18 protein-coding genes are annotated in these 22,168 nt (G+C 61.2%); 5 read left to right on the top strand and 13 right to left on the bottom strand.

Features of this window, described 5'->3' with window-relative positions:
• Nucleotides 1–126: 126 nt before the first annotated feature.
• Nucleotides 127–1,182 (bottom strand): HAD family hydrolase, encoded by a 1,056-nt coding sequence (locus AB7M26_RS07165; RefSeq protein WP_123500293.1) that lies wholly within the window; start codon nucleotides 1,180–1,182, stop codon nucleotides 127–129.
• Nucleotides 1,183–1,420: 238 nt separating this feature from the next.
• Between AB7M26_RS07165 and AB7M26_RS07160 the strand changes: the two genes are divergently transcribed.
• Complete coding sequence (locus AB7M26_RS07160) at nucleotides 1,421–2,812, top strand: L-cystine transporter (RefSeq protein ID WP_429375886.1); 1,392 nt, start codon at nucleotides 1,421–1,423, stop codon at nucleotides 2,810–2,812.
• A 119-nt stretch (nucleotides 2,813–2,931) separates the two neighbouring features.
• Here the strand turns inward: AB7M26_RS07160 and AB7M26_RS07155 are convergent, their stop codons facing one another.
• The gene (locus AB7M26_RS07155; protein ID WP_123500295.1) at nucleotides 2,932–3,444 is read right to left on the bottom strand and encodes a dihydrofolate reductase; all 513 of its coding nucleotides are present in this window, start codon (nucleotides 3,442–3,444) and stop codon (nucleotides 2,932–2,934) included.
• Between the two features lie 85 nt (nucleotides 3,445–3,529).
• Here AB7M26_RS07155 and AB7M26_RS07150 point away from each other — a divergent pair, with 85 nt between their 5' ends.
• Nucleotides 3,530–4,909, top strand: coding sequence for a DUF2868 domain-containing protein (locus tag AB7M26_RS07150; RefSeq protein WP_429375885.1), 1,380 nt, complete (start codon nucleotides 3,530–3,532; stop codon nucleotides 4,907–4,909).
• Entirely contained in the window at nucleotides 4,902–6,278 is a 1,377-nt protein-coding gene (locus AB7M26_RS07145; protein ID WP_429388478.1) for a GTPase/DUF3482 domain-containing protein, read from the top strand. Before AB7M26_RS07150 ends, AB7M26_RS07145 begins: the two co-directional genes overlap by 8 nt.
• Before the next feature lie 147 nt (nucleotides 6,279–6,425).
• Here the strand turns inward: AB7M26_RS07145 and AB7M26_RS07140 are convergent, their stop codons facing one another.
• The 7 genes from AB7M26_RS07140 to AB7M26_RS07110 all read right to left on the bottom strand — a co-directional run bounded on the left by AB7M26_RS07140 (nucleotide 6,426) and on the right by AB7M26_RS07110 (nucleotide 15,491).
• Entirely contained in the window at nucleotides 6,426–6,983 is a 558-nt protein-coding gene (locus tag AB7M26_RS07140; protein ID WP_429375883.1) for a phosphonate degradation HD-domain oxygenase, read from the bottom strand.
• Entirely contained in the window at nucleotides 6,983–8,116 is a 1,134-nt protein-coding gene (locus AB7M26_RS07135; protein WP_429388475.1) for a TIGR03364 family FAD-dependent oxidoreductase, read from the bottom strand. Before AB7M26_RS07135 ends, AB7M26_RS07140 begins: the two co-directional genes overlap by 1 nt.
• Before the next feature lie 144 nt (nucleotides 8,117–8,260).
• Nucleotides 8,261–9,286, bottom strand: coding sequence for a putative 2-aminoethylphosphonate ABC transporter substrate-binding protein (locus AB7M26_RS07130; protein ID WP_429388474.1), 1,026 nt, complete (start codon nucleotides 9,284–9,286; stop codon nucleotides 8,261–8,263).
• A gap of 40 nt (nucleotides 9,287–9,326) precedes the next feature.
• Nucleotides 9,327–11,051, bottom strand: a complete 1,725-nt coding sequence (locus AB7M26_RS07125) for a putative 2-aminoethylphosphonate ABC transporter permease subunit (protein ID WP_429388471.1) — start codon at nucleotides 11,049–11,051, stop codon at nucleotides 9,327–9,329.
• A complete protein-coding gene (locus AB7M26_RS07120; protein ID WP_429375880.1) occupies nucleotides 11,051–12,127 on the bottom strand; it encodes a putative 2-aminoethylphosphonate ABC transporter ATP-binding protein in 1,077 nt (358 codons plus the stop codon). Before AB7M26_RS07120 ends, AB7M26_RS07125 begins: the two co-directional genes overlap by 1 nt.
• Before the next feature lie 222 nt (nucleotides 12,128–12,349).
• The gene (locus tag AB7M26_RS07115) at nucleotides 12,350–13,213 is read right to left on the bottom strand and encodes a LysR family transcriptional regulator (RefSeq protein ID WP_429388469.1); all 864 of its coding nucleotides are present in this window, start codon (nucleotides 13,211–13,213) and stop codon (nucleotides 12,350–12,352) included.
• Between the two features lie 16 nt (nucleotides 13,214–13,229).
• A complete protein-coding gene (locus AB7M26_RS07110) occupies nucleotides 13,230–15,491 on the bottom strand; it encodes a heavy metal translocating P-type ATPase (protein ID WP_123500309.1) in 2,262 nt (753 codons plus the stop codon).
• 84 nt (nucleotides 15,492–15,575) lie between these two features.
• Between AB7M26_RS07110 and cadR the strand changes: the two genes are divergently transcribed.
• Nucleotides 15,576–16,025 carry a Cd(II)/Pb(II)-responsive transcriptional regulator gene (cadR, locus tag AB7M26_RS07105; protein ID WP_007897786.1) on the top strand — a complete coding sequence of 150 codons (450 nt, stop codon included), beginning with the start codon at nucleotides 15,576–15,578 and terminating at the stop codon, nucleotides 16,023–16,025.
• 122 nt (nucleotides 16,026–16,147) lie between these two features.
• Here the strand turns inward: cadR and AB7M26_RS07100 are convergent, their stop codons facing one another.
• The 3 genes from AB7M26_RS07100 to AB7M26_RS07090 form a co-directional block, all read right to left on the bottom strand.
• Nucleotides 16,148–17,119 carry a thymidylate synthase gene (locus AB7M26_RS07100; protein ID WP_429511316.1) on the bottom strand — a complete coding sequence of 324 codons (972 nt, stop codon included), beginning with the start codon at nucleotides 17,117–17,119 and terminating at the stop codon, nucleotides 16,148–16,150.
• 64 nt (nucleotides 17,120–17,183) lie between these two features.
• Nucleotides 17,184–17,990 carry a prolipoprotein diacylglyceryl transferase gene (gene lgt / locus AB7M26_RS07095; RefSeq protein WP_123500313.1) on the bottom strand — a complete coding sequence of 269 codons (807 nt, stop codon included), beginning with the start codon at nucleotides 17,988–17,990 and terminating at the stop codon, nucleotides 17,184–17,186.
• 82 nt (nucleotides 17,991–18,072) lie between these two features.
• The gene (locus AB7M26_RS07090) at nucleotides 18,073–18,855 is read right to left on the bottom strand and encodes a sulfite exporter TauE/SafE family protein (RefSeq protein WP_123500315.1); all 783 of its coding nucleotides are present in this window, start codon (nucleotides 18,853–18,855) and stop codon (nucleotides 18,073–18,075) included.
• 134 nt (nucleotides 18,856–18,989) lie between these two features.
• Here AB7M26_RS07090 and AB7M26_RS07085 point away from each other — a divergent pair, with 134 nt between their 5' ends.
• A complete protein-coding gene (locus AB7M26_RS07085) occupies nucleotides 18,990–19,736 on the top strand; it encodes an NRDE family protein (RefSeq protein ID WP_123500317.1) in 747 nt (248 codons plus the stop codon).
• Nucleotides 19,737–19,866: 130 nt separating this feature from the next.
• On the opposite strand, the gene ptsP is transcribed toward AB7M26_RS07085, so the two are convergent.
• A complete protein-coding gene (gene ptsP, locus AB7M26_RS07080; RefSeq protein WP_008068020.1) occupies nucleotides 19,867–22,146 on the bottom strand; it encodes a phosphoenolpyruvate--protein phosphotransferase in 2,280 nt (759 codons plus the stop codon).
• Between the last annotated feature and the right edge of the window lie 22 nt (nucleotides 22,147–22,168).

Here is a 22,168-nt window from a genome sequence, read left to right as displayed (position 1 = left end):
GGCTTGCTCGCGAAAGCGGTCTGACAGACAACATTGATGTTGAATGTTATGGCGCCTTCGCGAGCAAGCCCGCCCCCACATTTGTGCTATGTGGCCTTTGAGAGTGAGTCTGGCAGCAGCTCGGTCTTACTGAATCTCTTCCGGCTTGACGATCACCCAGTTCTTGTCCGCCGTCACCGCCAACCCTTCTTTCGCCTGGGCTGCTGCGTTTTTGGCCATCATGCCGTTAATCTGGGTCATGTATTTGTCTTTGCGGTTGACCCACAAATGGATACCGCCCTTGGACACGTCGACGCTGTGGAACAGCATGTAGCCATCGCTGGTCGGGGTGTCGCCGCCCACGAGGACCGGTTTTTTCCATTCATCGATATACGTCAGGATCGCCGACTGTTTACCCGCCATCCAGGTGGCCGGGGTCCACAGGTACGGGGTCAGTTCGAGGCCCAGGTTGGCCTTCTCGTCATACTTGCCGGCAGTGACCTGCTTGCGTGCCGTGGTCAACTCGCCGGTCTTGCGGTCCTTGAGCATTAGGCTCACGCCGATCACGTTCTGCGGCTTGACGTTGTAGCCGTACTTCGGATCGGAGGCGACCATGCGCACCAGCTCTTCGGAGGCGGCGGTCATCACATAGACCTCGATACCGTTCTCCATCAGCTTGTTGTAGAGCTCTTTCTGACCGGTGAAGATTTTCGGGGGGTTGACGTCGATGGTCTTGACCACGTCGCCATCGTAATAAGTGCTCGGCACCGGTTTGCCAGACGCCATCAACTCATCGACGTTGCCCTTGAGCTCCTGAAGCGTGAAGCCGGAAAACACTTGGGCGACCCATGGATAGCAAACCATGTCGTCGATTTCACAGAGGCGATAATAATAGCTGAACAGGCTTTCCTTATGGTCAGCGGTGTCCTTGAACGGGATCAGTTTCAGGGAGGGATCGAGGCTCTCGCGGGTGATCAGGCCCTTGTTTTCCATGAACGGCAACAAGGACTCTTCGAGGTCGTAGCGGTAACTGGTGTTGTCCATGTCGAACACCGCGAAGTTACCTTTGTTGGCATTGGCCGCGATCATCGCGTCCAGCGCCTTGGCCTGATCGGCTGGCCAGTGTTTCAGGTCCGTAGCGAACGCCTGGCCGGCAAGGCCCAAGCAGAATACGGCAGCCAGAAATTTCGGTGCGAGCTTCATCTGCGTTTCTCCCTGATTCAAAGATATCGACGCTAACAAATCTGTATGACAGTCCCCGCCTGCCCGCGACCGCTTGCATCCTGATTCCGCCAACTGCATTCCTCACAGCGGCATCGGCTTATTCCAAAAACGACAGTCAACCGCTGTTTTTGATATTAAATCATTACATATCAAGCTGTTAGGCTTGCCGGTTCGCAGTCACACACGAAGGTGGCTGGCACAAGTCTATGGAGCCTCTATGAATCTGCCGCTGATTCTCAATCTGCTGGTGTTCCTCGCCTTGCTCTTTGCCCTGGCGCAAACCCGTCACACCACCTGGAGCCTGGCCAAAAAGGTTCTGCTCGCGCTGGTACTGGGCGTGGCATTTGGTGTCGCTCTGCACACGATTTATGGTGCCGGTAACCCGGTACTGAAAGCCTCGATCAGCTGGTTCGATCTGGTGGGCAACAGTTATGTGCAGTTGCTGCAAATGATCGTGATCCCGCTGGTGTTCGCCTCGATCCTCAGTGCCGTGGCGCGCCTGCACAACGCTTCGTCGCTGGGCAAAATCAGCTTCCTGACCATCGGCACGCTGCTGTTCACCACCGCCATCGCGGCGCTGATAGGCATCGGCCTGACCAACCTGTTCGGCCTCACCGCCGAAGGCCTGGTTGCCGGCACCCAGGAAATGGCCCGCCTGCAAACCATTCAGAGCGATTATGCGGGCAAGGTCGCAGACCTGAATGTGCCGCAACTGCTGCTGTCGTTCATCCCGCAAAACCCGTTCGCCGACTTGGCCCGCGCCAAGCCGACATCGATCATCAGTGTGGTGATCTTCGCCGCGTTCCTTGGGGTCGCAGCGTTGCAACTGCTTAAGGATGATGTCGAGAAAGGTCAGAAAGTGATCAACGCCATCGACACCCTGCAAGCCTGGGTGATGCGCTTGGTGCGTCTGGTGATGAAGCTGACCCCGTACGGCGTATTGGCGCTGATGACCAAAGTGGTCGCCGGCTCCAACCTGCAAGACATCATCAAGCTCGGCAGTTTTGTGGTGGTGTCCTACATCGGCCTGGGTCTGATGTTTGTGGTGCACGGTGTGCTGGTGTCGGTGGCCGGGATCAACCCGCTGCGCTTCGTCCGCAAGATCTGGCCGGTGCTGACGTTTGCCTTCACCAGCCGCTCCAGCGCCGCCACCATTCCACTGAGCATCGAAGCTCAGACCAGCCGTTTGGGGATTCCACAGTCCATCGCCAGTTTCGCCGCTTCGTTTGGCGCAACCATTGGCCAGAACGGTTGTGCTGGTCTGTACCCGGCAATGCTGGCGGTGATGGTCGCGCCGACCGTGGGCATCAACCCGCTGGACCCGCTGTGGATCGCGACGTTGGTGGCGATTGTGACGCTGAGTTCGGCCGGTGTGGCCGGGGTTGGTGGCGGCGCGACCTTCGCCGCGTTGATCGTGCTGCCGGCCATGGGTTTGCCGGTGTCACTGGTGGCGTTGCTGATTTCGGTTGAGCCGCTGATTGATATGGGTCGTACGGCGTTGAACGTGAGTGGTTCGATCACGGCGGGTGCGATTACCAGCCAGATGATGCAGCAGACCGATAAAGAGCTGCTGGATGCGGATGAGCATGGGGCGTTGGCGCAGGCTTAAGATTTTCATCGTCTGAGCAGGCCTCTTCGCGGACAAGCCCGCTCCCACAGGTTTTTTGGTGTTTACACAATTTGTGTTCCACCTTGATCACTGTGGGAGCGGGCTTGCCCGCGATGCTTTTAAGCTTTTTCCCACACTTCGAAGTTGTAGGCAGGCTTGTCGCCTTCCGCCGGATTCGGAACATTCGACACCAGCCTCCACTGGTTCAAATCAAACTCCGGAAACCACGCATCCCCTTCCGGGCTCAGCGCCACACGCGTCAGGTACAGCCGATCAGCCTGTGCCAACCCTTGCGCATACAACTGCGCCCCGCCAATCAGCATCACCTCATCGACGCCCTGCTCGTTCGCCCATTGCTGCGCGCGAACCACCGCTGCCTCCAGCGACGGATAAACCTCCGCGCCTTCCAGCTGCAGATCCGCCTGACGGCTGACCACGATGTTCAACCGGCCCGGCAGCGGACGACCGAGGGAATCCCAGGTCTTGCGACCCATGATGATCGGTTTGCCGAGGGTGGTGGCCTTGAAGTATTTGAAGTCCCCCGGCAAGTGCCAGGGCATGCTGTTGTCGACGCCGATCACACGGTTTTCACCGAGGGCTGCGATCAGGCTGAGGGGGAGTGATTTAGTCATGTCGGCGAGGATACCAGAGCCTCCCTTACCCCGATAAGCGTCACAGCGGTTATGCTCACCGCTCAATTAAGCGACGGGAAGCCGCGTGACTGAACTGACGCCCCTGCAAAACCTCTGGCTGAGTGAAACCATACGTCTGCGTGAAGAACACGCCGGCCCCTTGGACGATCTGGAAGCCAATCGAATCGCCCGTAGCGCCGGCGGCGACCTGCCGACGCGCATTCAACGCCGCGCCCTGTGGCTGGCCGAGCGCGACGGACAGACCCACGCCCTCAAACATTGGCTGCAAGGCGCGCGACTGGCGCTGATCGTACTGGCCGTTCTGGCCGTGATCAGCGGCGCCGGCCTGGCGTTTGCCGCGCTGGGCGACGGCCAGACCCCGGTCAATGTGTTCTGGGCGTTGGGCAGTCTGCTCGGGCTGAACCTGATTCTATTGCTGAGCTGGGCCTTGGGCCTGGTGTTCGCCGGAGAACAAGGCGCCGCCCTTGGACGCCTGTGGTTGTGGCTCAGTGAAAAACTCGCCCGCGATGCCAACGCCGCGCAACTGGCGCCGGCCCTGCTGCTGTTGCTGCAACGGCAGAAACTCAATCGCTGGGCGCTGGGCGTGCTGGTCAACGGGTTGTGGTTGCTGGCGATGCTCAGCGCCTTGGTAATGGTGCTGACGCTGATGGCGACCCGGCGCTACGGCTTCGTCTGGGAAACCACCCTTCTCGGTGGCGACACCTTCGTCGCCATGACCCAAGCCCTCGGCGCCCTGCCGGCCTTGCTCGGTTTCAGTGTGCCCAGCGTGGAGATGATCCGCGCCAGCGGCGATGCTGCGCTGAACATCGAAAGTGCCCGACAGGCCTGGGCGGCGTGGGTGGTTGGGGTGCTACTGGTGTACGGTGTTTTGCCGCGATTGCTGCTCGCATTGTTCTGCCTGTGGCGCTGGAAAACCGGTCAAGCAGCCCTGCATCTGGATTTGAACCTGCCCGGCTACGCCCAACTGCGCGAACGGCTGATGCCCACCAGCGAACGCCTGGGCATCAGCGATGCTGCGCCAGAACAACTTCATCGGGTTGAAAGCGCTGCCAGCGATCTGCAAAGCGATGGCTCGCTATTGGTGGCCATCGAGCTGGACGACCAACGCGCCTGGCCGCCGCAGTTGCCGAAAAACGTCAACAACGCTGGCGTCCTCGACAGCCGCGAATCCCGGCACAAACTGCTCGAACAGTTGAGTCGTTTTCCCCCGGCCCGGCTGGCCATCGCCTGCGATCCACGGCGTTCGCCGGACCGTGGCAGTCTGGCGCTGATTGCCGAACTGTCTCGCAGCGCTACCGCCACCCGTGTGTGGTTGTTGCAAGCGCCGCCCGGCGAAGCGCTGGATGCCGAACGCCTGGGCGACTGGCATGTTGCGCTACGACAACTGGACCTGCCGTTCGCCGATTGCGCGCCGTTGAACTGGCTGGAGACGGGTCATGACTGATGCCTGGAAACAGCCCTTGAAGCTCGCCGTGGTCGGCCACACCAATGTCGGCAAAACCTCGTTGCTGCGAACGCTGACGCGAGACGTCGGCTTCGGCGAAGTGTCCCATCGCCCCAGCACCACGCGGCACGTCGAAGGCGCGCGATTGTCGGTAGACGGCGAGCCATTGCTTGATCTATTCGACACTCCGGGCCTGGAAGACGCCATCGCCCTGCTCGACTACCTCGAGCGCCTGGAACGCCCCGGCGAACGCCTTGACGGTCCGGCACGACTGGCACGATTCCTTGAGGGCAGCGAAGCCCGACAGCGCTTCGAACAAGAAGCCAAGGTGCTGCGGCAACTGCTCGCCTCGGACGCCGGGCTCTATGTGATCGATGCCCGGGAGCCGGTGCTGGCCAAGTACCGCGACGAACTGGAAGTGTTGGCCAGTTGCGGCAAACCGCTGTTGCCGGTGCTGAATTTTGTCAGCAGCGCCCAGCATCGCGAACCTGATTGGCGCGAAGCCCTGGCGCGTCTCGGTTTACATGCCTTGGTGCGTTTCGACAGCGTCGCGCCACCGGAAGATGGCGAGCGTCGACTCTACGAAAGCCTCGCGCTGCTGCTGGAAAACGCCCGCGAACAATTGGAGCGCTTGATCGCTGATCAGCAGGCCCAACGCCTGGCCCGTCAGCAGAGTGCAGCGCGGCTGATTGCCGATTTATTGATCGATTGCGCCGCCTGTCGTCGCAGTGTGGTCAGCGAGGCGGCGCAGGAACAGCAAGCGATCAGCGAACTGCGCAAAGCGGTGCGTCAGCGCGAACAACGCTGCGTCGAGGCCTTGCTCAAGCTCTACGCCTTCCGCCCACAAGATGCGGCGGCCAGTGACTTGCCGCTGCTCGATGGCCGCTGGGGCGATGACCTGTTCAACCCGGAAACCCTGAAGCAGCTCGGTGTGCGGGTCGGAGGCGGCATCGCGGCTGGCGCGGCGGCCGGGGCCGGGGTCGATCTGCTGGTGGGCGGCCTGACCCTCGGCGCCGCGGCACTGGCTGGAGCGATTGCCGGCGGCGCCCTGCAAACCGCTCGCAGTTACGGCAGCCGTTTGCTGGGCAAGATCAAAGGCCAGCGAGAACTGACCGTCGACGACGGCGTGCTACGGCTGTTGGCGTTGCGTCAGCGGCAATTGCTGCAAGCCCTGAACCAGCGTGGGCATGCGGCGATGGACAGCATTCAGGTCGCCACACCACAGGACAAAACCTGGCGCGAAGGCAAACTGCCCGAAGCGCTGAACAAGGCGCGGGCGCATCCGCAGTGGTCGTCGCTTAATCCGAATTCGAAGTTGAGTCAGGGGGAGCGCCAAGAACAGGTTGAGGTGTTGGCGCAACAACTTTAAAGACCCGCAATCTGCGGTGTCAGCTCTGTCCTCATCGCGGGCAAGCCCGTTCCCACAGGGATCTTCGGTGTCCATGCAATCTCTGTATCACCCGAGACCTTGTGGGAGCGGGCTTGTCCGCGATGGGCGCGGCTCGATTGTGAAGCTTTACTCAGCCAACAGCCGCAACGCCTTTGCCTTCAAGATGCCCAGATCAATCACCGGCACCCACATCTCCTTGGCCAATTCATCCCACTGACGCATCTGCAAACTGACCGCACACAACGGATCCTGCTCAAACGCCTCAGCCTCGGCAGCCGTCATCACCCCGCCCTGATACTCAAGCGTGCGCCGACTGGCTTCGCTCAAGCGCTCGTAGTACCCGGGCTCTTTGAGCGTCAGATAACGCTTGGCCTGAACGTGGTACTCCACCAGCCGCGCCAGCCGTTCGCTGAAACCGGCGCGACGCAAGTAATCCGCCCCCAGTCGCTCGTGGCTGACGATCCCAAAACCACCCATGCTCTCGGCACCCTCGGCGCAGAGATGCCCGATGTCATGAAAGAACGCCGCCAGCACCACTTCATCATCGAACCCCCCGGCCATCGCCAGTTCCGCCGCCTGAGACATGTGCTCGATCTGCGACACCGGTTCGCCGATGTAATCGTTGTCGCCAAAACGCTCGTACAGACCGAACACCTCGGCGATCACTTGCTCATGGCGGTCCATCAACTGTCTCCCAATAAAGTCGTGACGTTACGTTCGGCCATCGCCGGCCCGACGCTCATGCCGACACCGGTGTGCATCAGCGCCACGCTCACGCCTGGCATCGGGCGCAGAAAGGAGAACGGCCCCGGTCCGCGTGAACCATAGACGCCTTGCCAGCGTTCGATCACTTGCACCTTGCAGCCCAACGTCTGCTCGGCCAGTTCAATCATCCAGTCATCCACCTGCTCGGCATTGAACGGTGATGGATCGCTGCCGTAATGGTGGGAGTCGCCGATGATCAACTCACCGTAAGGCGTCGGGCTGATCAGCAGGTGAATGCCATTTTCATGCAGATGAGGTGCGTCACGCAGAATCTGCGCCTGCACCGCTGCGGCTTCCGGCAAATCGGCGAAGGCGCCGTAATGGACGCAACTCAGACCAGTGAGCAGCGCGTGTTGCAGGTTGAGGTTGATCTGCGGTCGGGCGCGGAGCATTTGCAGGCGGCAGATTTGCGGATTCAGTTCGGCAATCGGCTCGGCCAGCAGCGTTTGATAATCGTGACCGGAGCAGATGATGATCTGCTCGGCGCTGAAGGTGCCAGCGGTGCTGTGCAAGCGTCCCGGCTCGATGTCGCGCACCAGCGTAGAGAAGTGGAACTCGACGCCTAACTCGCGGCGCAGGTAGTCGATCAACGCCGGAATCGCTTCGCGGGAATACAGCTGCTGGTCGTCCATGCCGTGCAACGCGGCGCGGTGATGGCTGAACTGGCCGCCGTATAAATCGCGCAATGCCGCACCGCGCAGCAGTTCGACGCGGTAACCGTGCTCCATGGCGCGACCGGCGCAGAACGCTTCCAACAGGTGCTCTTCCGCTTCGGTGCGGGCGAACAGGTACGAGCCGTTGCGCTTGAGTTGCAGGCCCGCCAGTTGTGCCCATTGGCCCCAGATGTCGCGGCTGGCCTTGGCCAGTTCAAGCATTGGGCCGGGTGGCTGGCCGGTGACCAGTGCCTGGCCAAAATTGCGTACCGAGGCGCCCAAAGGAGTTTCGCTGCGTTCGAAAACGGTGACTTTCAGACCGCGTCTGGCGGCGGCATAGGCGTGGGACAGACCGAGGATGCCGGCGCCTACGATTAGCATGTTGCTGTGTTGAGTCATGGAGATTTATTCCTGAATTCGAGACCGCTATCGCGGGCAAGCCCGCTCCCACAGGGTCCGTAGCGTTCACAAAATCTGTGTCCGTCATAAATTCCTGTGGGAGCGGGCTTGCCCGCGATGGGGCCCTGTCAGCCAATAAAGAACTTACTTGGCCGCCACTTTCTCGGACTTGCCGTCATAGCGCTTGCGCCATTCGGTCAGGATTTCGTCACGATTCTTCGAGGCCCAGGCAAAGTCGTTCTTGATCAGGCGCTGCTCATAATCCGCCGGCAGTTCGGTCTGCGGCTTGGCGATACCCGGTTGCGCGAGCACGGCGAAGTTCTCTTTATAAAGCTCCATCGCCGCCGGACTCGCCGAGAAGTCCGCCAGCTTCTTCGCCGCGTCTTCGTGAGGCGTGCCTTTGATCACGGCGGTGGCTTCAATCTCCCAGCCCAGGCCTTCTTTCGGCAGGATGATGTCCAGCGGCGCGCCCTGGCGCTTCAACTGAACGGCCGGGTACTCGAAGGAAATGCCAATCGGGAATTCACCAGCGGCCGCAAGCTTGCACGGCTTGGAACCGGAGTGAACGTACTGGCCGATGTTCTGGTGCAGGTCGTCCATGTACTGCCAGCCCTGCTTCTCGCCGAAGGTTTGCAGCCAGGCACTGACGTCTAGGAAACCGGTGCCGGACGAGGCCGGGTTGGGCATGACGATCTTGCCTTTGTATTCAGGCTTGGTCAGGTCCTGCCAGCTCACGGGTTTGGTTAAGCCCTGCTTTTCGGCCTCGACGGTGTTGAAGCAAATGGTCGCTGCCCAGACGTCCATGCCGACCCAGGCTGGCGGGTTGGCGGCGTCTCGGTAGTTGCTGCCGATCTTGCCCAAGTCTTTCGGTGCGTAGCTTTGCAGCATGCCTTGCTGATCGAGAATCGCCAGGCTCGACGCCGCCAGGCCCCATACCGCGTCAGCTTGCGGGCGGGCTTTTTCGGCCAGGAGTTTGGCGGTGATGATGCCGGTGGAATCGCGCACCCACTTGATCTCGACGTCCGGATTGGCCTTTTCAAAAGCCTCTTTGTAGGTCTTCAGTTGTTCGGCTTCGAGGGCGGTGTACACCGTCAACTCGGTTTTCGCCGCAAAGGCGTTCAGGCTGAAAGCGGTGAGGACAGCAGCGGCCAGGGCCAAAGGCTTGAACATGATCTTTTCCTGTTTGAGTTGAGGTTTGCGGGATTGGAAATCAGTGGCCAGGCGCGGTCTGCCGCCAGGCCTGGGAGCGGCGCAACAAACCGTGCGAAGCCCAGGCCAGCAGCAGGGACACGCCCGCCGAGGTGAACAGAATCAGGGTCGACATCGCCGCCGCGCCGCCGACGTTGCCGGCGTCGTCCATGTTCAGCACCGCCACCGCCGCGAGGATGGTGTCGGGGCTGTAGAGGAAGATTGCCGCCGAGACGGTGGTCATGGCCGAGACGAACAGGTAACGCACGATGTCCAGCAATGCCGGCAGGCAGATCGGCACGGTGACCCGCAGGTAGTGCCGGTACAGCGGCGCCTTGAGCGACAGCGCGGCGGCTTCGAACTCGGCATCGAGTTGACGCAACGCGGTGGTGGCGGTCATTTGCGCAGTGGTCAAATAGTGAGCAATGGTGCAGACCACCAGCAGGGTCATGGTCCCGTAGAGCACATGCAAAGGGTTACCGGTGAGGTTGAAGAAGAAGACATAACCCAGGCCCAGCACCAGACCCGGCACCGCCATCGGTACGAAACTGAGCATGCGCAGTGTCAGATTCAGTCCGCGCTGACCCTTGGTTTTTTCCATCAGGTAAGCCCCGGTGAAGATCAGCACACTGCCGATCAACGCCGTACACAACGCCATCTTCACGCTGTTGCCGTAGGCCAGCCAGCCTCCGCCCGCCGTGTCGTTGAACTGGTAATGGTTGAGCGACAGCGACAGGTTGTACGGCCAGAACTTCACCAGCGATGAGTACACCGCCATGCCGAACACCAGCAGCAACACCGCGCAGATCAACAGCACGATGGCCAGATAACAAGCGTCGCGCAGCTTCGATGGCGCCGGTTGAAACACTTGCGCCCGACCGCTCATGGAATCGCCATGACGCCGACGCAGCCAGGCGTCGACGCCAAAGCTGAACAGCGCCGGCAACAGCAGGACCATGCCGATCAACGCCCCGCGACCGAACTGTTGCTGGCCGACCACGGCTTTGTAGGCTTCCAGCGCCAGCACCTGATAGTCGCCGCCGACCACCACGGGCACGCCGAAGTCGGTGATGGTCAGAGTGAACACCAGACAGAATGCCGCGAATACAGCCTGACGCGTTACCGGCCAGGTGATGCTGCGAAAGGCCTTCGCCGGACTGGCGCCCATGCTAGAGGCGGCATCGAACAGTCGCGCATCCGCCAGGGACAGGGCCGACAGCAAAATCATCAGTGCGTGTGGGAAGGTGTAGATGACCTCACCCAGAACAATGCCCCAGAAGCCGTAGATGTTGTCCGAGAGCAAACCGCGCAGCATGCCCTGATTGCCGAACAGATAAACCAGCGCAATCCCCGGCAGCATCGACGGCGCCATCAGCGGCAGCAGCGACATGCCGCGCCAGATGCCTTTGCCGGGAATCAGGGTGCGTTGCAGGGCGTAGGCAAACAGGTAGGCCAGCGGTACGACAATCGCCGCGACGCTGAGGGAGACCTTCAAGCTATTGCCGAGTAACCAGTGGAAATTCGCGCTGGTGACCAGTTCACGAGCCGCCACCCAACCACCGCCCTGCCCGGCTTCTGAGCTGAAACCGCGCCAGAAGATCGCCAGCAACGGCATCAACACCGCCACGCCAAGCAACACCAGCAACAGAACCTTGCCGCCGACCACGAATAGCCGATCGCCGATCTCGGCACGGGAGGTCTGCCGAACCTGCTTGTGCGGTATCGGCAGCGCGACGTTCGCGCTCATCAGGCAAACACCTGCAGGCTGCGCGGCGGCAAGGCGACCATGATCTGCTGCGCGCCAAGACGCGGCATGGCTTCCGGCGCCAGTTCCGCCAGTAACGCATGGCCCGGCAGTTGATCGAGTTCGAAGCTCATGCGGCAGCGGTTGCCGAGAAAAGTGATCTCGCGAACCTTGGCCGGGAACAGGTTCTCTTCATGCACCGGCGGGTTGACGTTGATGGCCTCGGGGCGGCAGAACAAACGGCCCGAGGCGGTTTTAGCGCTGCCTTCAGCCAGACGCATGTTCATCCCGCCGACCTGGGCATGACTGTCGCTGCTCCGGTGGAATGGCAGCCAGTTGCCCTGACCGACGAACTCCGCCACAAACGGTGTGGCCGGACGGTCGTAGATTTCCTGCGGCGTGGCGTACTGCTCGACCTTGCCGTTGTTCATCACGGCGATGCGGTCGGCCATCAGCATGGCTTCGTCCTGATTGTGGGTGACCATCAGGGTGGTGACGCCGAGGTTGCGTTGCAATTGGCGCAGTTCAGTACACAGATGCTCGCGGACCCGGGCGTCGAGCGCCGACATCGGTTCGTCCAGCAGCAACAATGAAGGGGCTGGCGCCAGAGCTCGAGCCAGTGCGACTCGCTGCTGTTGGCCGCCGGACAATTGGCCGGGGTATTTTTTCTCACTGCCGATCAGGCCAACCAGTTCCAGCATCTGACCGACACGCTGGCGCACTTCATCGCGACTGCTGCCGGCGAGGCCGTAGGCAATGTTCGCTTCGACGGTCAGATTGGGGAACAGGGCGTAGGACTGGAAGAGAATGCCGTAGTCGCGGGCTTGAGGTGCCAGGTGGGAAACGTCGCGATCGCCGAGGTACAACTCGCCGCTGTCTTGTTTCTCAAGGCCGGCGATGCAGCGCAGCAAGGTGGTTTTGCCACAGCCCGACGGCCCCAGGAGGCACACCAGCTCACCCGCCGCGACGTCGAGGGAAACGTTATCCAGCGCGGTGAACGCACCGAAGCGTTTCTGCACACCGCGCACTTTCATCGGCGCACCGGGGTTGGTCAGGGCAGTTGCAGTGGAGTGGTTCATGGACAGACCTCATCAAGCAGATGAGGGCCATCCTAGGTTTGCAATGCGTCCGTCATGTGGCAGCGAGGCAAAAACGGCCGATAGTGGTATTCGGGGATTTGGGTTGAAGTCATGCGGTGACTGAACTGACGTCATCGCGGGCAAGCCCGCTCCCACAGGACTGCATAAATCCTGTGGGAGCGTGGCTTGCCCGCGATGAGGCCAGTACGGGCAATGGAGATTTCAGGCCGGGGCCATTTCCTGCGCCAACCCGAGAAACGCCGCCGGCAGCCGCGCACCTTTTCGCTCTTTGAGGCAGTACAGATACTCGGGAATCTGCGGTGCATTTTCGATAGTCAGCACCCGCAATTGCGGATCGTGAGGCACTTCCTGCCGAGCAATGATGCTGATACCAATGTTGCGCAGCACCGCTTCACGAATCGACTCCCGGCTGCCAATCTCCAGCAGCGGCCCGAAACTCACCCCGGCGCTGGCCAGCAACTCTTCGGTCAGGCGCCGAGTGGTCGAGCCCGATTCGCGCATCAACAAGGTATGCCCCGCCAAGGCACTGAGCGGCACATGATCATGCACCGCCAGCGGATGATTGCGATGCACCGCCAGCACCAGTGGATCGCTGCCGAGCACGCGGCGAATCATCCGCGCATCGTCCAGCAACTGCGAGGACGCCGCGACATCGACCCGGTAATCCTCCAGCGCCTCGAGCACCTGTTGGGAGTTGCCGATTTCCACCGACACCTCCACTTGCGGCAAGCGCTCGCGAAAGGTCTTCACCAGATCGAGGATGTAATACGGCGCCGTGGCAGCGATGCGCAACGTGCCCTGGACCTGACCGCTGTTGCGCAGGAAGAACTCGATGTCGGCTTCCTGCTGCAACAGCGCCTTGACCATCGGCAGCAACCGCGCGCCTTCGTCGCTGACGCTGAGGCGGCGACCGCCACGGTAGAACAGCTCAACCGAGTACTGGCTTTCCAGATGCCGAATCTGGGTCGTTACCGTCGGTTGGCTCAGGCCGAGCTTTTTCGCCGCCAGGGTAATACTGCCCAACCGGGCAACCATGTAAAACGCCTTCAGCTCGGCACTCAGCACACCCTTCCCTCATCGTCTATTTGCGCAACAGGCGCAAACCGTTGAACACCACCAACAGGCTCACGCCCATGTCGGCGAACACCGCCATCCACATGGTGGCGATCCCGGCGAAGGTTACCCCAAGAAAGATCGCTTTGATGACCAATGCGAGGGCAATGTTCTGTTTGAGGATATTCGAAGTCTGCCGCGACAGGCGGATGAAAGCCGGAATCTTGCGCAGATCGTCGTCCATCAGGGCGACATCAGCGGTTTCGATGGCGGTGTCGGTGCCGGCCGCCGCCATGGCGAAACCGATCTCGGCCCGCGCCAGTGCCGGTGCGTCGTTGATGCCGTCGCCGACCATCCCGACCCGATGGCCTTGGGCATACAGCGTTTCGATGGCTTGCAGCTTATCGGTCGGCAACAGATCGCCCTGGGCCTGATCGATGCCCACGTGGGCGGCGATGGCCTGGGCGGTGTGAACGTTGTCGCCGGTCAGCATCAGGGTTTTGATGCCCAACTTATGCAACTGCTGGATCGCTTCGCGACTGGATGCTTTCACGGTGTCTGCCACGGCGAACAGCGCCAGGGGGCCCGACTTGTCGAGCAGCAGCACCACGGATTTGCCCTGTTTCTCCAGAGCAAACAGCTGCTCTTCCAGCGCTGGCGAACACAAACCCAAATCTTCCACCAGGCGGTGATTGCCCAAGTGGTAGAGCTCACCGTTAATCTCGCCGCGCACGCCACGACCCGCCAGGGCTTCGAAGTTATCCACAACCAGCGGCACAGGATGCTTATCCACAGCCGCGTTGGCGATAGCCAGCGACACCGGGTGATCCGAACGACCGGCCAGTGCCGCCGCAATGGCCGGGGCAATTGCATCAGCGATTGGATCGAGGGACACATAGTCGGTCTGCACCGGTTTGCCGTGCGTGAGGGTGCCGGTCTTGTCGAGGGCCAGGTAATCGAGTTTGTGGCCGTGCTCCAGATAGACGCCACCCTTGACCAGAATCCCTTTGCGCGCTGCTGCCGCGAGGCCGCTGACGATGGTCACCGGGGTGGAAATCACCAAGGCACACGGGCAGGCGACCACCAGCAACACCAGCGCCCGGTAGATCCAGTCGAACCACAGCGCGTCCATGAACAGCGGCGGAATCACCGCCACGGCCAGGGCCAGGATAAACACCGCCGGGGTGTAGATTTTCGAGAAACTGTCGACGAAACGCTGGGTCGGGGCGCGTGCCCCCTGAGCCTGTTCCACGGCGTGGATAATCCGCGCCAGGGTCGAATTGTTCGCCGCAGCGGTTACCGTGTATTCCAGCGAACCGGACTGGTTGATGGTGCCGGCGAACACTTTGTCGCCGATGGTTTTTTCCACCGGGAGGCTTTCACCGGTGATCGGCGCCTGATCGATGGTCGAGTTGCCGGACAACACTTCGCCGTCCAGACCGATCCGCTCGCCAGGACGCACCCGCACCCGCGCACCCAGTTCGATGTTTTTGACCGGTTGTGCGATCCAACTGCCGTCGGCCTGTTGCACCGTGGCCTGCTCGGGGGCCATCTGCATCAGCCCGCCGATGGCGTTGCGCGCCCGGTCCAGAGACCTGGCTTCGATCAATTCGGCCACGGTGAACAGAAACATCACCATCGCCGCTTCCGGCCATTGACCGATCAGAATCGCGCCGGTCACTGCGATGCTCATCAGCGCGTTGATGTTCAGGTTGAGGTTTTTCAGGGCGATCCAGCCCTTTTTGTAAGTGCTGAGGCCACCACTGAGGATCGAGATCAGCGCGATCACCGCCACCACCCAGTTTGGCGCCGCACTGGTGAAGTGGATAAGTTCGGCGGCCAGCGCCCCGACGCCGGACAATGCCAGCGGCCACCAGGGCTTTTTCGCAGGTTCAGGGCTCGATGCCGGTGCTTGGGCGCCCTGCTCCATCGGCTCGGCGTGCATGCCGAGGGACTTGATCGCGTCGATGATCGGCAGGGTGTTTGGCAGGTCATGGGTCACGCCCAACACCCGGTTGATCAGGTTGAATTCCAGTTGCTGCACACCCGACAGCTTCCCGAGTTTGTTCTGGATCAGCGTCTGTTCGGTCGGGCAGTCCATGGCCTCGATGCGGAAACTGCTCAGCCGCGCACCGGCAGTCGGCGTCTCGCTCAACTTGATCAGCGACGGCGCTGCTGCTTTGGAGGAACAGCAGGAATCCCCGTGGCCGCCATGCTCATGCTTGTGCACAGGCTGCAGCTTGTGGCTGTGATCGTGCCCGGGTTTGTGGGTGTGAAGAGAATCGCTCATTGGTCGCGTCCATGAAGGTGCCTGTTGCCAAGTAAAGACCCTGTAGCCACTATAGGGTCAAGCATCCTTTTGGAGATTGCCTCGATGAAAATCGGAGAACTGGCGAAACTCACCGACTGCGCCGTGGAAACCATCCGCTACTACGAGCGCGAAAACCTGCTGCCGGAGCCGGCCCGCAGCGACGGCAATTACCGCGTCTACACCCAGGCTCACGCCGAGCGCCTGACCTTCATCCGCAATTGCCGAACCCTCGACATGACCCTCGAGGAAATCCGCAGCCTGCTGGCCCTGCGCGACAGCCCGCAGGATCAATGCGAAAACGTCAACGCGTTGATCGACGAACACATCCACCATGTGAAAGCTCGAATCGATGGTTTGCTGGCCTTGCAGACACAACTGCTCGACCTGCGCCAACGCTGCAGCGAAGGGCCGGATATCGATCAGTGCGGGATTTTGCAGCGGCTGGAGGTCAGCGGCGGGGTTGTAGCGACGGAGGTTGAGCATTCTCATGTTGGCCGAAGCCACGGCCACTAAGAACACCACAAAAACCTGTGGGAGCGGGCTTGCCCGCGATAGCGGTTTGTCAGTCACATCAATGTTGGATGTGCGGCCGTCATCGCGGGCAAGCCCGCTCCCACAGGTTCAGTAATTGATCTTCAGACCGCCATCGGCGCGGTCATTGGCGCGTGGTGTTCATAGCCTTCCAGCGAGAAATCGCTTGGCTCGATCTGCTCCAGCCATTCCGGTTGATAAACACCGGTCTTGGCAAACGCCGGCACGCGGTCGGAAATCACCAGTTTCGGCATCGGGAACGGCTCGCGCTTGAGCTGTTCGTTGAGCATGTCCAGGTGGTTTTCGTAGACGTGGGCGTCGCCGATGAAATAGGTGAACCAGCGCGGTGTGTAACCGGTCAGGCGACCGATCAGGCTCAGCAGCGCGGCGCCTTCGGTGAGGTTGAACGGCGTGCCCAGGCCCAGGTCGTTGGAGCGGATGTAGAGGGTCAGGGAGATTTCCCTGGTCTCGACATTCGGGTGGAACTGGTACAGCAAGTGGCACGGCGGCAGGGCCATTTCGTCGAGCTGCGCAACGTTCCAGCCGTGGAACAGGATGCGACGGCTGCCCGGGTCCTTGATGATGGTGTCGACACACTGGCGGATCTGGTCGATCGCCTTGTACAGCACCACATAGGCCTGACCGTCTTCTTCGCCTTCGGCAATCTGACGATAACCCTGGCTCAACGTCTGCTCGATGGCGGCCTGGTTGCTGACCGGAATCTGCTTGTACGCCGGCCATTTGCGCCATTGCACGCCGTAGATCTCGCCGAGGTCGTCTTCACCCTGACGGAACGGGTTGGCCAGCCACTGCGCGTTTTCGTTGGCGTTCTGGTCCCAGACCTTGCAGCCCAGCTCACGGAATTCGGCGGCGTTGTTCACCCCGCGCAGAAAACCGCACATCTCGCCGATGGCGGATTTGAAGGCCATCTTGCGAGTGGTGATCGCCGGGAAACCTTCCTGCAGATCGAAGCGCAGCATCGCGCCCGGAAAGCTGATGGTGTTCACGCCCGTGCGGTTGGCCTGTTTGGTGCCGTTTTTGATGACGTGGGCGACCAGTTCGAGATATTGCTTCATGAATTACCTGTGTCCTTGAACCCGGGACCATCGCCCCGGGGTTCGAATTTATAGCGCCTGCTTCTTATACAGCAGCTGCGGGGGCCGCCGGGGCGCGCCGATAAGCCAGCCAGATCAGGAACAGCCCGCCGACGATCATCGGTACGCACAGCACTTGGCCCATGGTCAGCCAGTTCCAGGCCAGATAACCCAGTTGCGCGTCTGGCACGCGAACGAATTCGACGATGAAGCGGAAGATGCCATAGAACAGCGCGAACATCCCGGACACCGCCATGGTCGGCCGCGGCTTGCGCGAGAACAGCCAGAGGATCGCGAACAGCGCCACGCCTTCCAGCGCGAACTGGTACAGCTGCGACGGATGACGCGCCAGTTGCGCCGGATCGGTCGGGAAGACCATCGCCCACGGCACGTCGGTTGCCTTGCCCCACAACTCGGCGTTGATGAAGTTACCGATGCGCCCGGCACCCAGGCCGATCGGCACCATCGGCGCGACGAAGTCCATCAGCTGGAAGAACGACTTGCCGTTCTTTTTACCGAACCACAGCGCCGCCAGCATTACACCGATAAACCCGCCGTGGAACGACATGCCGCCCTTCCACACTTCGAAGATCAGGGTCGGGTTGGCCAGGTAGGCGTTCAGATCGTAAAACAGCACATAACCCAAGCGGCCACCGACAATGACCCCCATCGACATCCAGAAGACCATGTCGGAGAGTTTCTCCTTGGTCCAGGTCGGGTCGAAGCGGTTCAGCCGGCGTGATGCCAGCCACCACGCGCCGCCGATGCCGATCAGGTACATCAGGCCGTACCAGTGGATTTTCAGCGGACCGATGGCCAGGGCCACCGGGTCGATCTGCGGGTAAGGCAGCATTGCGACTCCTCGTTAGAGTTGAAACCTTCAAATTCCCGGGCGACGCTGTCACGCCAGGATTAAGCCAGGATTGCGCTACGCGTCAGAGCAAGAAGCTCAAGCCGACGCAAAACAGCAAAGCGGCAAACAGTCTTTTCAGCAAGCGCGGCGACAGCCTGTGGGCCAGTCGCGCACCGAGGCGGGCGAATACCATGCTGGTCAGGGCGATCCCCAGCAGCGCCGGCAAATAAACAAAACCGAGACTATGGGCCGGCAGCAGTGGATCGTGCCACCCCAGAATCATGAAACTTAAAGCACTGGCCAAGGCGATTGGCAGGCCACAGGCCGACGAAGTGGCCACCGCTTGCTGCATCGGCACGCTGCGCCAGGTCAGGAACGGCACGGTCAACGAGCCGCCGCCAATCCCGAAAATCGCCGAAGCCCAGCCAATCACACTGCCGGCCACGGTCAGACCGACTTTGCCCGGCACCGTTCGGCTGGCCTTGGGTTTGAAGTCCAAAGCGAGTTGAACGGCGATGATCAGCGCAAATACACCAATGATCTTCTGCAAATTCGGCCCGGAAATCGCTTCGGCGGTCAGCGCGCCGAAACCGGCACCGATCAGAATACCTAGCGTCATCCAGGCAAAAATCGGCCAACGCACAGCGCCGCGGCGATGATGCTCGCGGACCGCATTGATCGACGTAAAGATGATCGTCGCCAGGGAGGTGCCGACTGCCAGATGCGTCAGGATCGACGCATCAAATCCCTGCAAGGTGAAACTGAACACCAGCACCGGGACAATGATGATCCCGCCGCCTACCCCGAACAGCCCGGCCAGCACGCCCGCACAGGCGCCCAGCGCCAGATAGAGCAGAAATTCCATGGCCGCATCCCCAAGCATCCCGAATCAGGAGCGGCATGGTAACGGAAGCATGGCCTCGGGCTCCACTGTGGATGGCGATGGATCGATGAGCGATGTCTGCGTAGAGTGAGCAAAAAACACACAAGGACCACCTTATGTGCCTGATTGTTTTTGCCTGGCGACCGGGTCATGCCCAGCCACTGATCGTGGCGGCCAACCGCGACGAATTCTATGCCCGGCCCAGCCTGCCCCTGGCGCAATGGCCACATGCCCCGCACGTGTACGCCGGTCGCGACCTGGAGGCTGGCGGTACGTGGCTCGGGGTCGGCGCCAACGGCCGCTTCGCCGCGCTGACCAACATCCGTGATCCCCTTCAGCCGCCGGCGCGCAAGTCGCGAGGCGAACTGGTGGCGCAGTTTCTCAGCGGGGACATGTCGATTGACGACTATTTAAAGGACGTTGTCGGACGTTCGCCTGAATATGCCGGGTTTAATCTGTTGATTGGCAATGCCAACGAGCTATGGCACTTCAATGCCCGGGAGACGGAGGCGGTCATGCTCCAACCGGGCATTTATGGGTTATCGAACGCGGGGCTGGATACGCCGTGGCCGAAAGTGCTCAAGGCCAAGGCAGCATTGAGCGAGGTATTGGGCGATCCGCAGCCCCAGGCGCTATTGGCTTTGCTGAGCGATCCGCAGACGGCACCGCTTGCCGAACTGCCGGACACTGGCGTGGGACAGGCCACCGAGACGTTGTTGTCGAGCGTGTTTATCAAGAGCCCGACTTACGGGACACGGGCGAGCACGGCGTTGATTGTTCAGGCGGATGGAGGAAGGCATATGGTCGAAAGGAGTTTCGGGCCGTATGGGGGGCATTTGGGGGAAGTGGAAGTCAGGGTTTGATTTTGTGCTGCCTGGACTGGCCCTATCGCAGGCAAGCCAGCTCCCACAGGTTCTGGAGTTGATCACAAATCAGTGAATCGACCCAAATTCCTGTGGGAGCTGGCTTGCCTGCGATGGGGCCCTCAGCCTTTTAAAGGGTTTTAACCGAAGCCGGATTGATCATCCGCGCCAACCCAAGGTTCTTCAGCGCCAACTGCAGCGAGCTGTGGATAACTTGCGGGTTGTCGATGGTCATCAGCTCCGCCAGCAATTCCTTGGCCTTGCTCAGGTTGATCTGACGCAGCATCCACTTCACTTTCGGCAAGTTGGTGGCGTTCATCGACAGGCTGTCGAAGCCCATCGCCATCAACAACACCGCCGCCGCCGGGTCACCGGCCATTTCGCCGCAGATACTCACAGGCTTGCCTTCGGCATGGGCGTCGCGCACCACGTTCTGCAAGGCTTGCAACACTGCCGGGTGCAGGTAGTCGTAGAGATCGGCCACCCGCGGGTTGTTGCGGTCCACGGCCAGCAGGTACTGGGTCAGGTCGTTGGAGCCGACCGACAGGAAGTCCACTTGTCGCGCCAGTTCCCTGGTCTGATACACCGCCGCCGGAATCTCGATCATCACGCCAACCGGCGGCATCGGCACGTCGGTGCCTTCGTCGCGGACTTCGCCCCAGGCCCGATGAATCAGGTGCAGGGCTTCTTCCAGTTCATGGATGCCGGAAATCATCGGCAGCAGAATGCGCAGGTTGTTCAGGCCTTCGCTGGCCTTGAGCATGGCGCGAGTCTGTACCAGGAAGATTTCCGGGTGGTCGAGGGTCACACGAATGCCGCGCCAGCCGAGGAACGGGTTATCTTCCTTGATCGGGAAGTACGACAGCGCCTTGTCGCCACCGATGTCCAGGCTGCGCATGGTCACCGGTTGCGGATGGAACGCGGCGAGTTGCTCGCGATAGATTGCCAGCTGCTCTTTTTCGCTCGGGAAGCGCTGGTTGATCATGAACGGCACTTCGGTGCGGTACAGACCCACGCCTTCGGCACCGCGCTTCTGCGCCCGCGCCACGTCCGCCAGCAGGCCGGTGTTGACCCACAGCGGCATGCGGTGGCCATCGACCGTCACGCACGGCAAGTCCCGCAATGCATCCAGCCCGAGGGCCAGCTGTTTCTCTTCCTCGACCACCTCGGCGAACTGCTTGCGCAGCACGTCACTGGGGTTGGTATAGACCTCACCGTGGTAGCCGTCGACGATCATCTGGATGCCGTCGACCTTGGAGTACGGCAAGTCGACCAGGCCCATCACCGTCGGAATACCCATGGCGCGCGCCAGGATCGCCACGTGGGAGTTGCCGGAGCCGAGTACCGACACCAGACCGACCAGCTTGCCTTCCGGCACCTCGCCGAGCATCGCCGGCGTCAGTTCTTCGCTGACCAGAATGGTGTTGTCGGGGTAGACCAGCGTCTGCTGCCGCTCTTCCTGCAGATAAGCCAGCAAGCGCCGCCCGAGGTCCTTGACGTCCGAGGCGCGCTCACGCAGGTAGGCGTCGTCCATCAATTCGAATCGGTTGACGTGTTCGGTGACCACCTGACGTAACGCGCCCTGAGCCCACTGACCGGTCTTGATCACCGTGGTGATTTCGCTGCCGAGCGAGGCATCGTCGAGCATCATCAGGTAAACGTCGAACAGCGCACGCTCTTCAGGCCGCAGCTGGGTCGCCAGTTTGGCGGACAGGGCACGCATGTCGGCGCGTACGCCTTCGATGGCGGTCTTGAACAGGCCCAGTTCCGCGTTGATGTCGGTGATGGTCTTGTCCGGCACCACATCCAGATCGGCCGGCGGCAGCATGACAACCGCGGTTCCGACCGCCGCGCCCGGCGAACCCGGTACACCGACGAACTTTGCTTCCTGGATACCTTTGCCCTGCCGGCCCAGGCCACGGATCGAACCGGTGGCCTCGGCGTGGGCGATAACGCCGGCAAGTTGCGCGCTCATGGTCACGAGGAAGGCTTCTTCACCTTCATCGAACTGACGGCGTTCTTTTTGCTGAATGACCAACACGCCGACAACGCGACGGTGGTGAATGATCGGCGCCCCGAGGAACGAGGCGTAGCGCTCTTCACCGGTCTCGGCGAAGTAACGGTAGCGCGGGTGATCCGCGGCGTTTTCGAGGTTCAGGGGTTCTTCACGCGTGCCGACCAGGCCGACCAGACCTTCGTTGGGTGCCATGCTGACTTTGCCGATCGAGCGCTTGTTCAAGCCCTCGGTGGCCATCAGCACGAAGCGATTGGTCTCGGGGTCAAGCAAGTAGACCGAGCAGACCTGGCTGCCCATGGCCTCTTTGACGCGCAACACAATAATCCCCAACGCCGCCTTGAGATCCTTGGCGGAGTTAACTTCCTGGACGATCTTGCGCAGCGTATTGAGCATGGCTCGGGGTCGAACTCCGTCG

This window comes from Pseudomonas sp. F-14 TE3482 (assembly GCF_053629455.1).
This window is presented reverse-complemented; position numbering and strand designations above follow the sequence as displayed.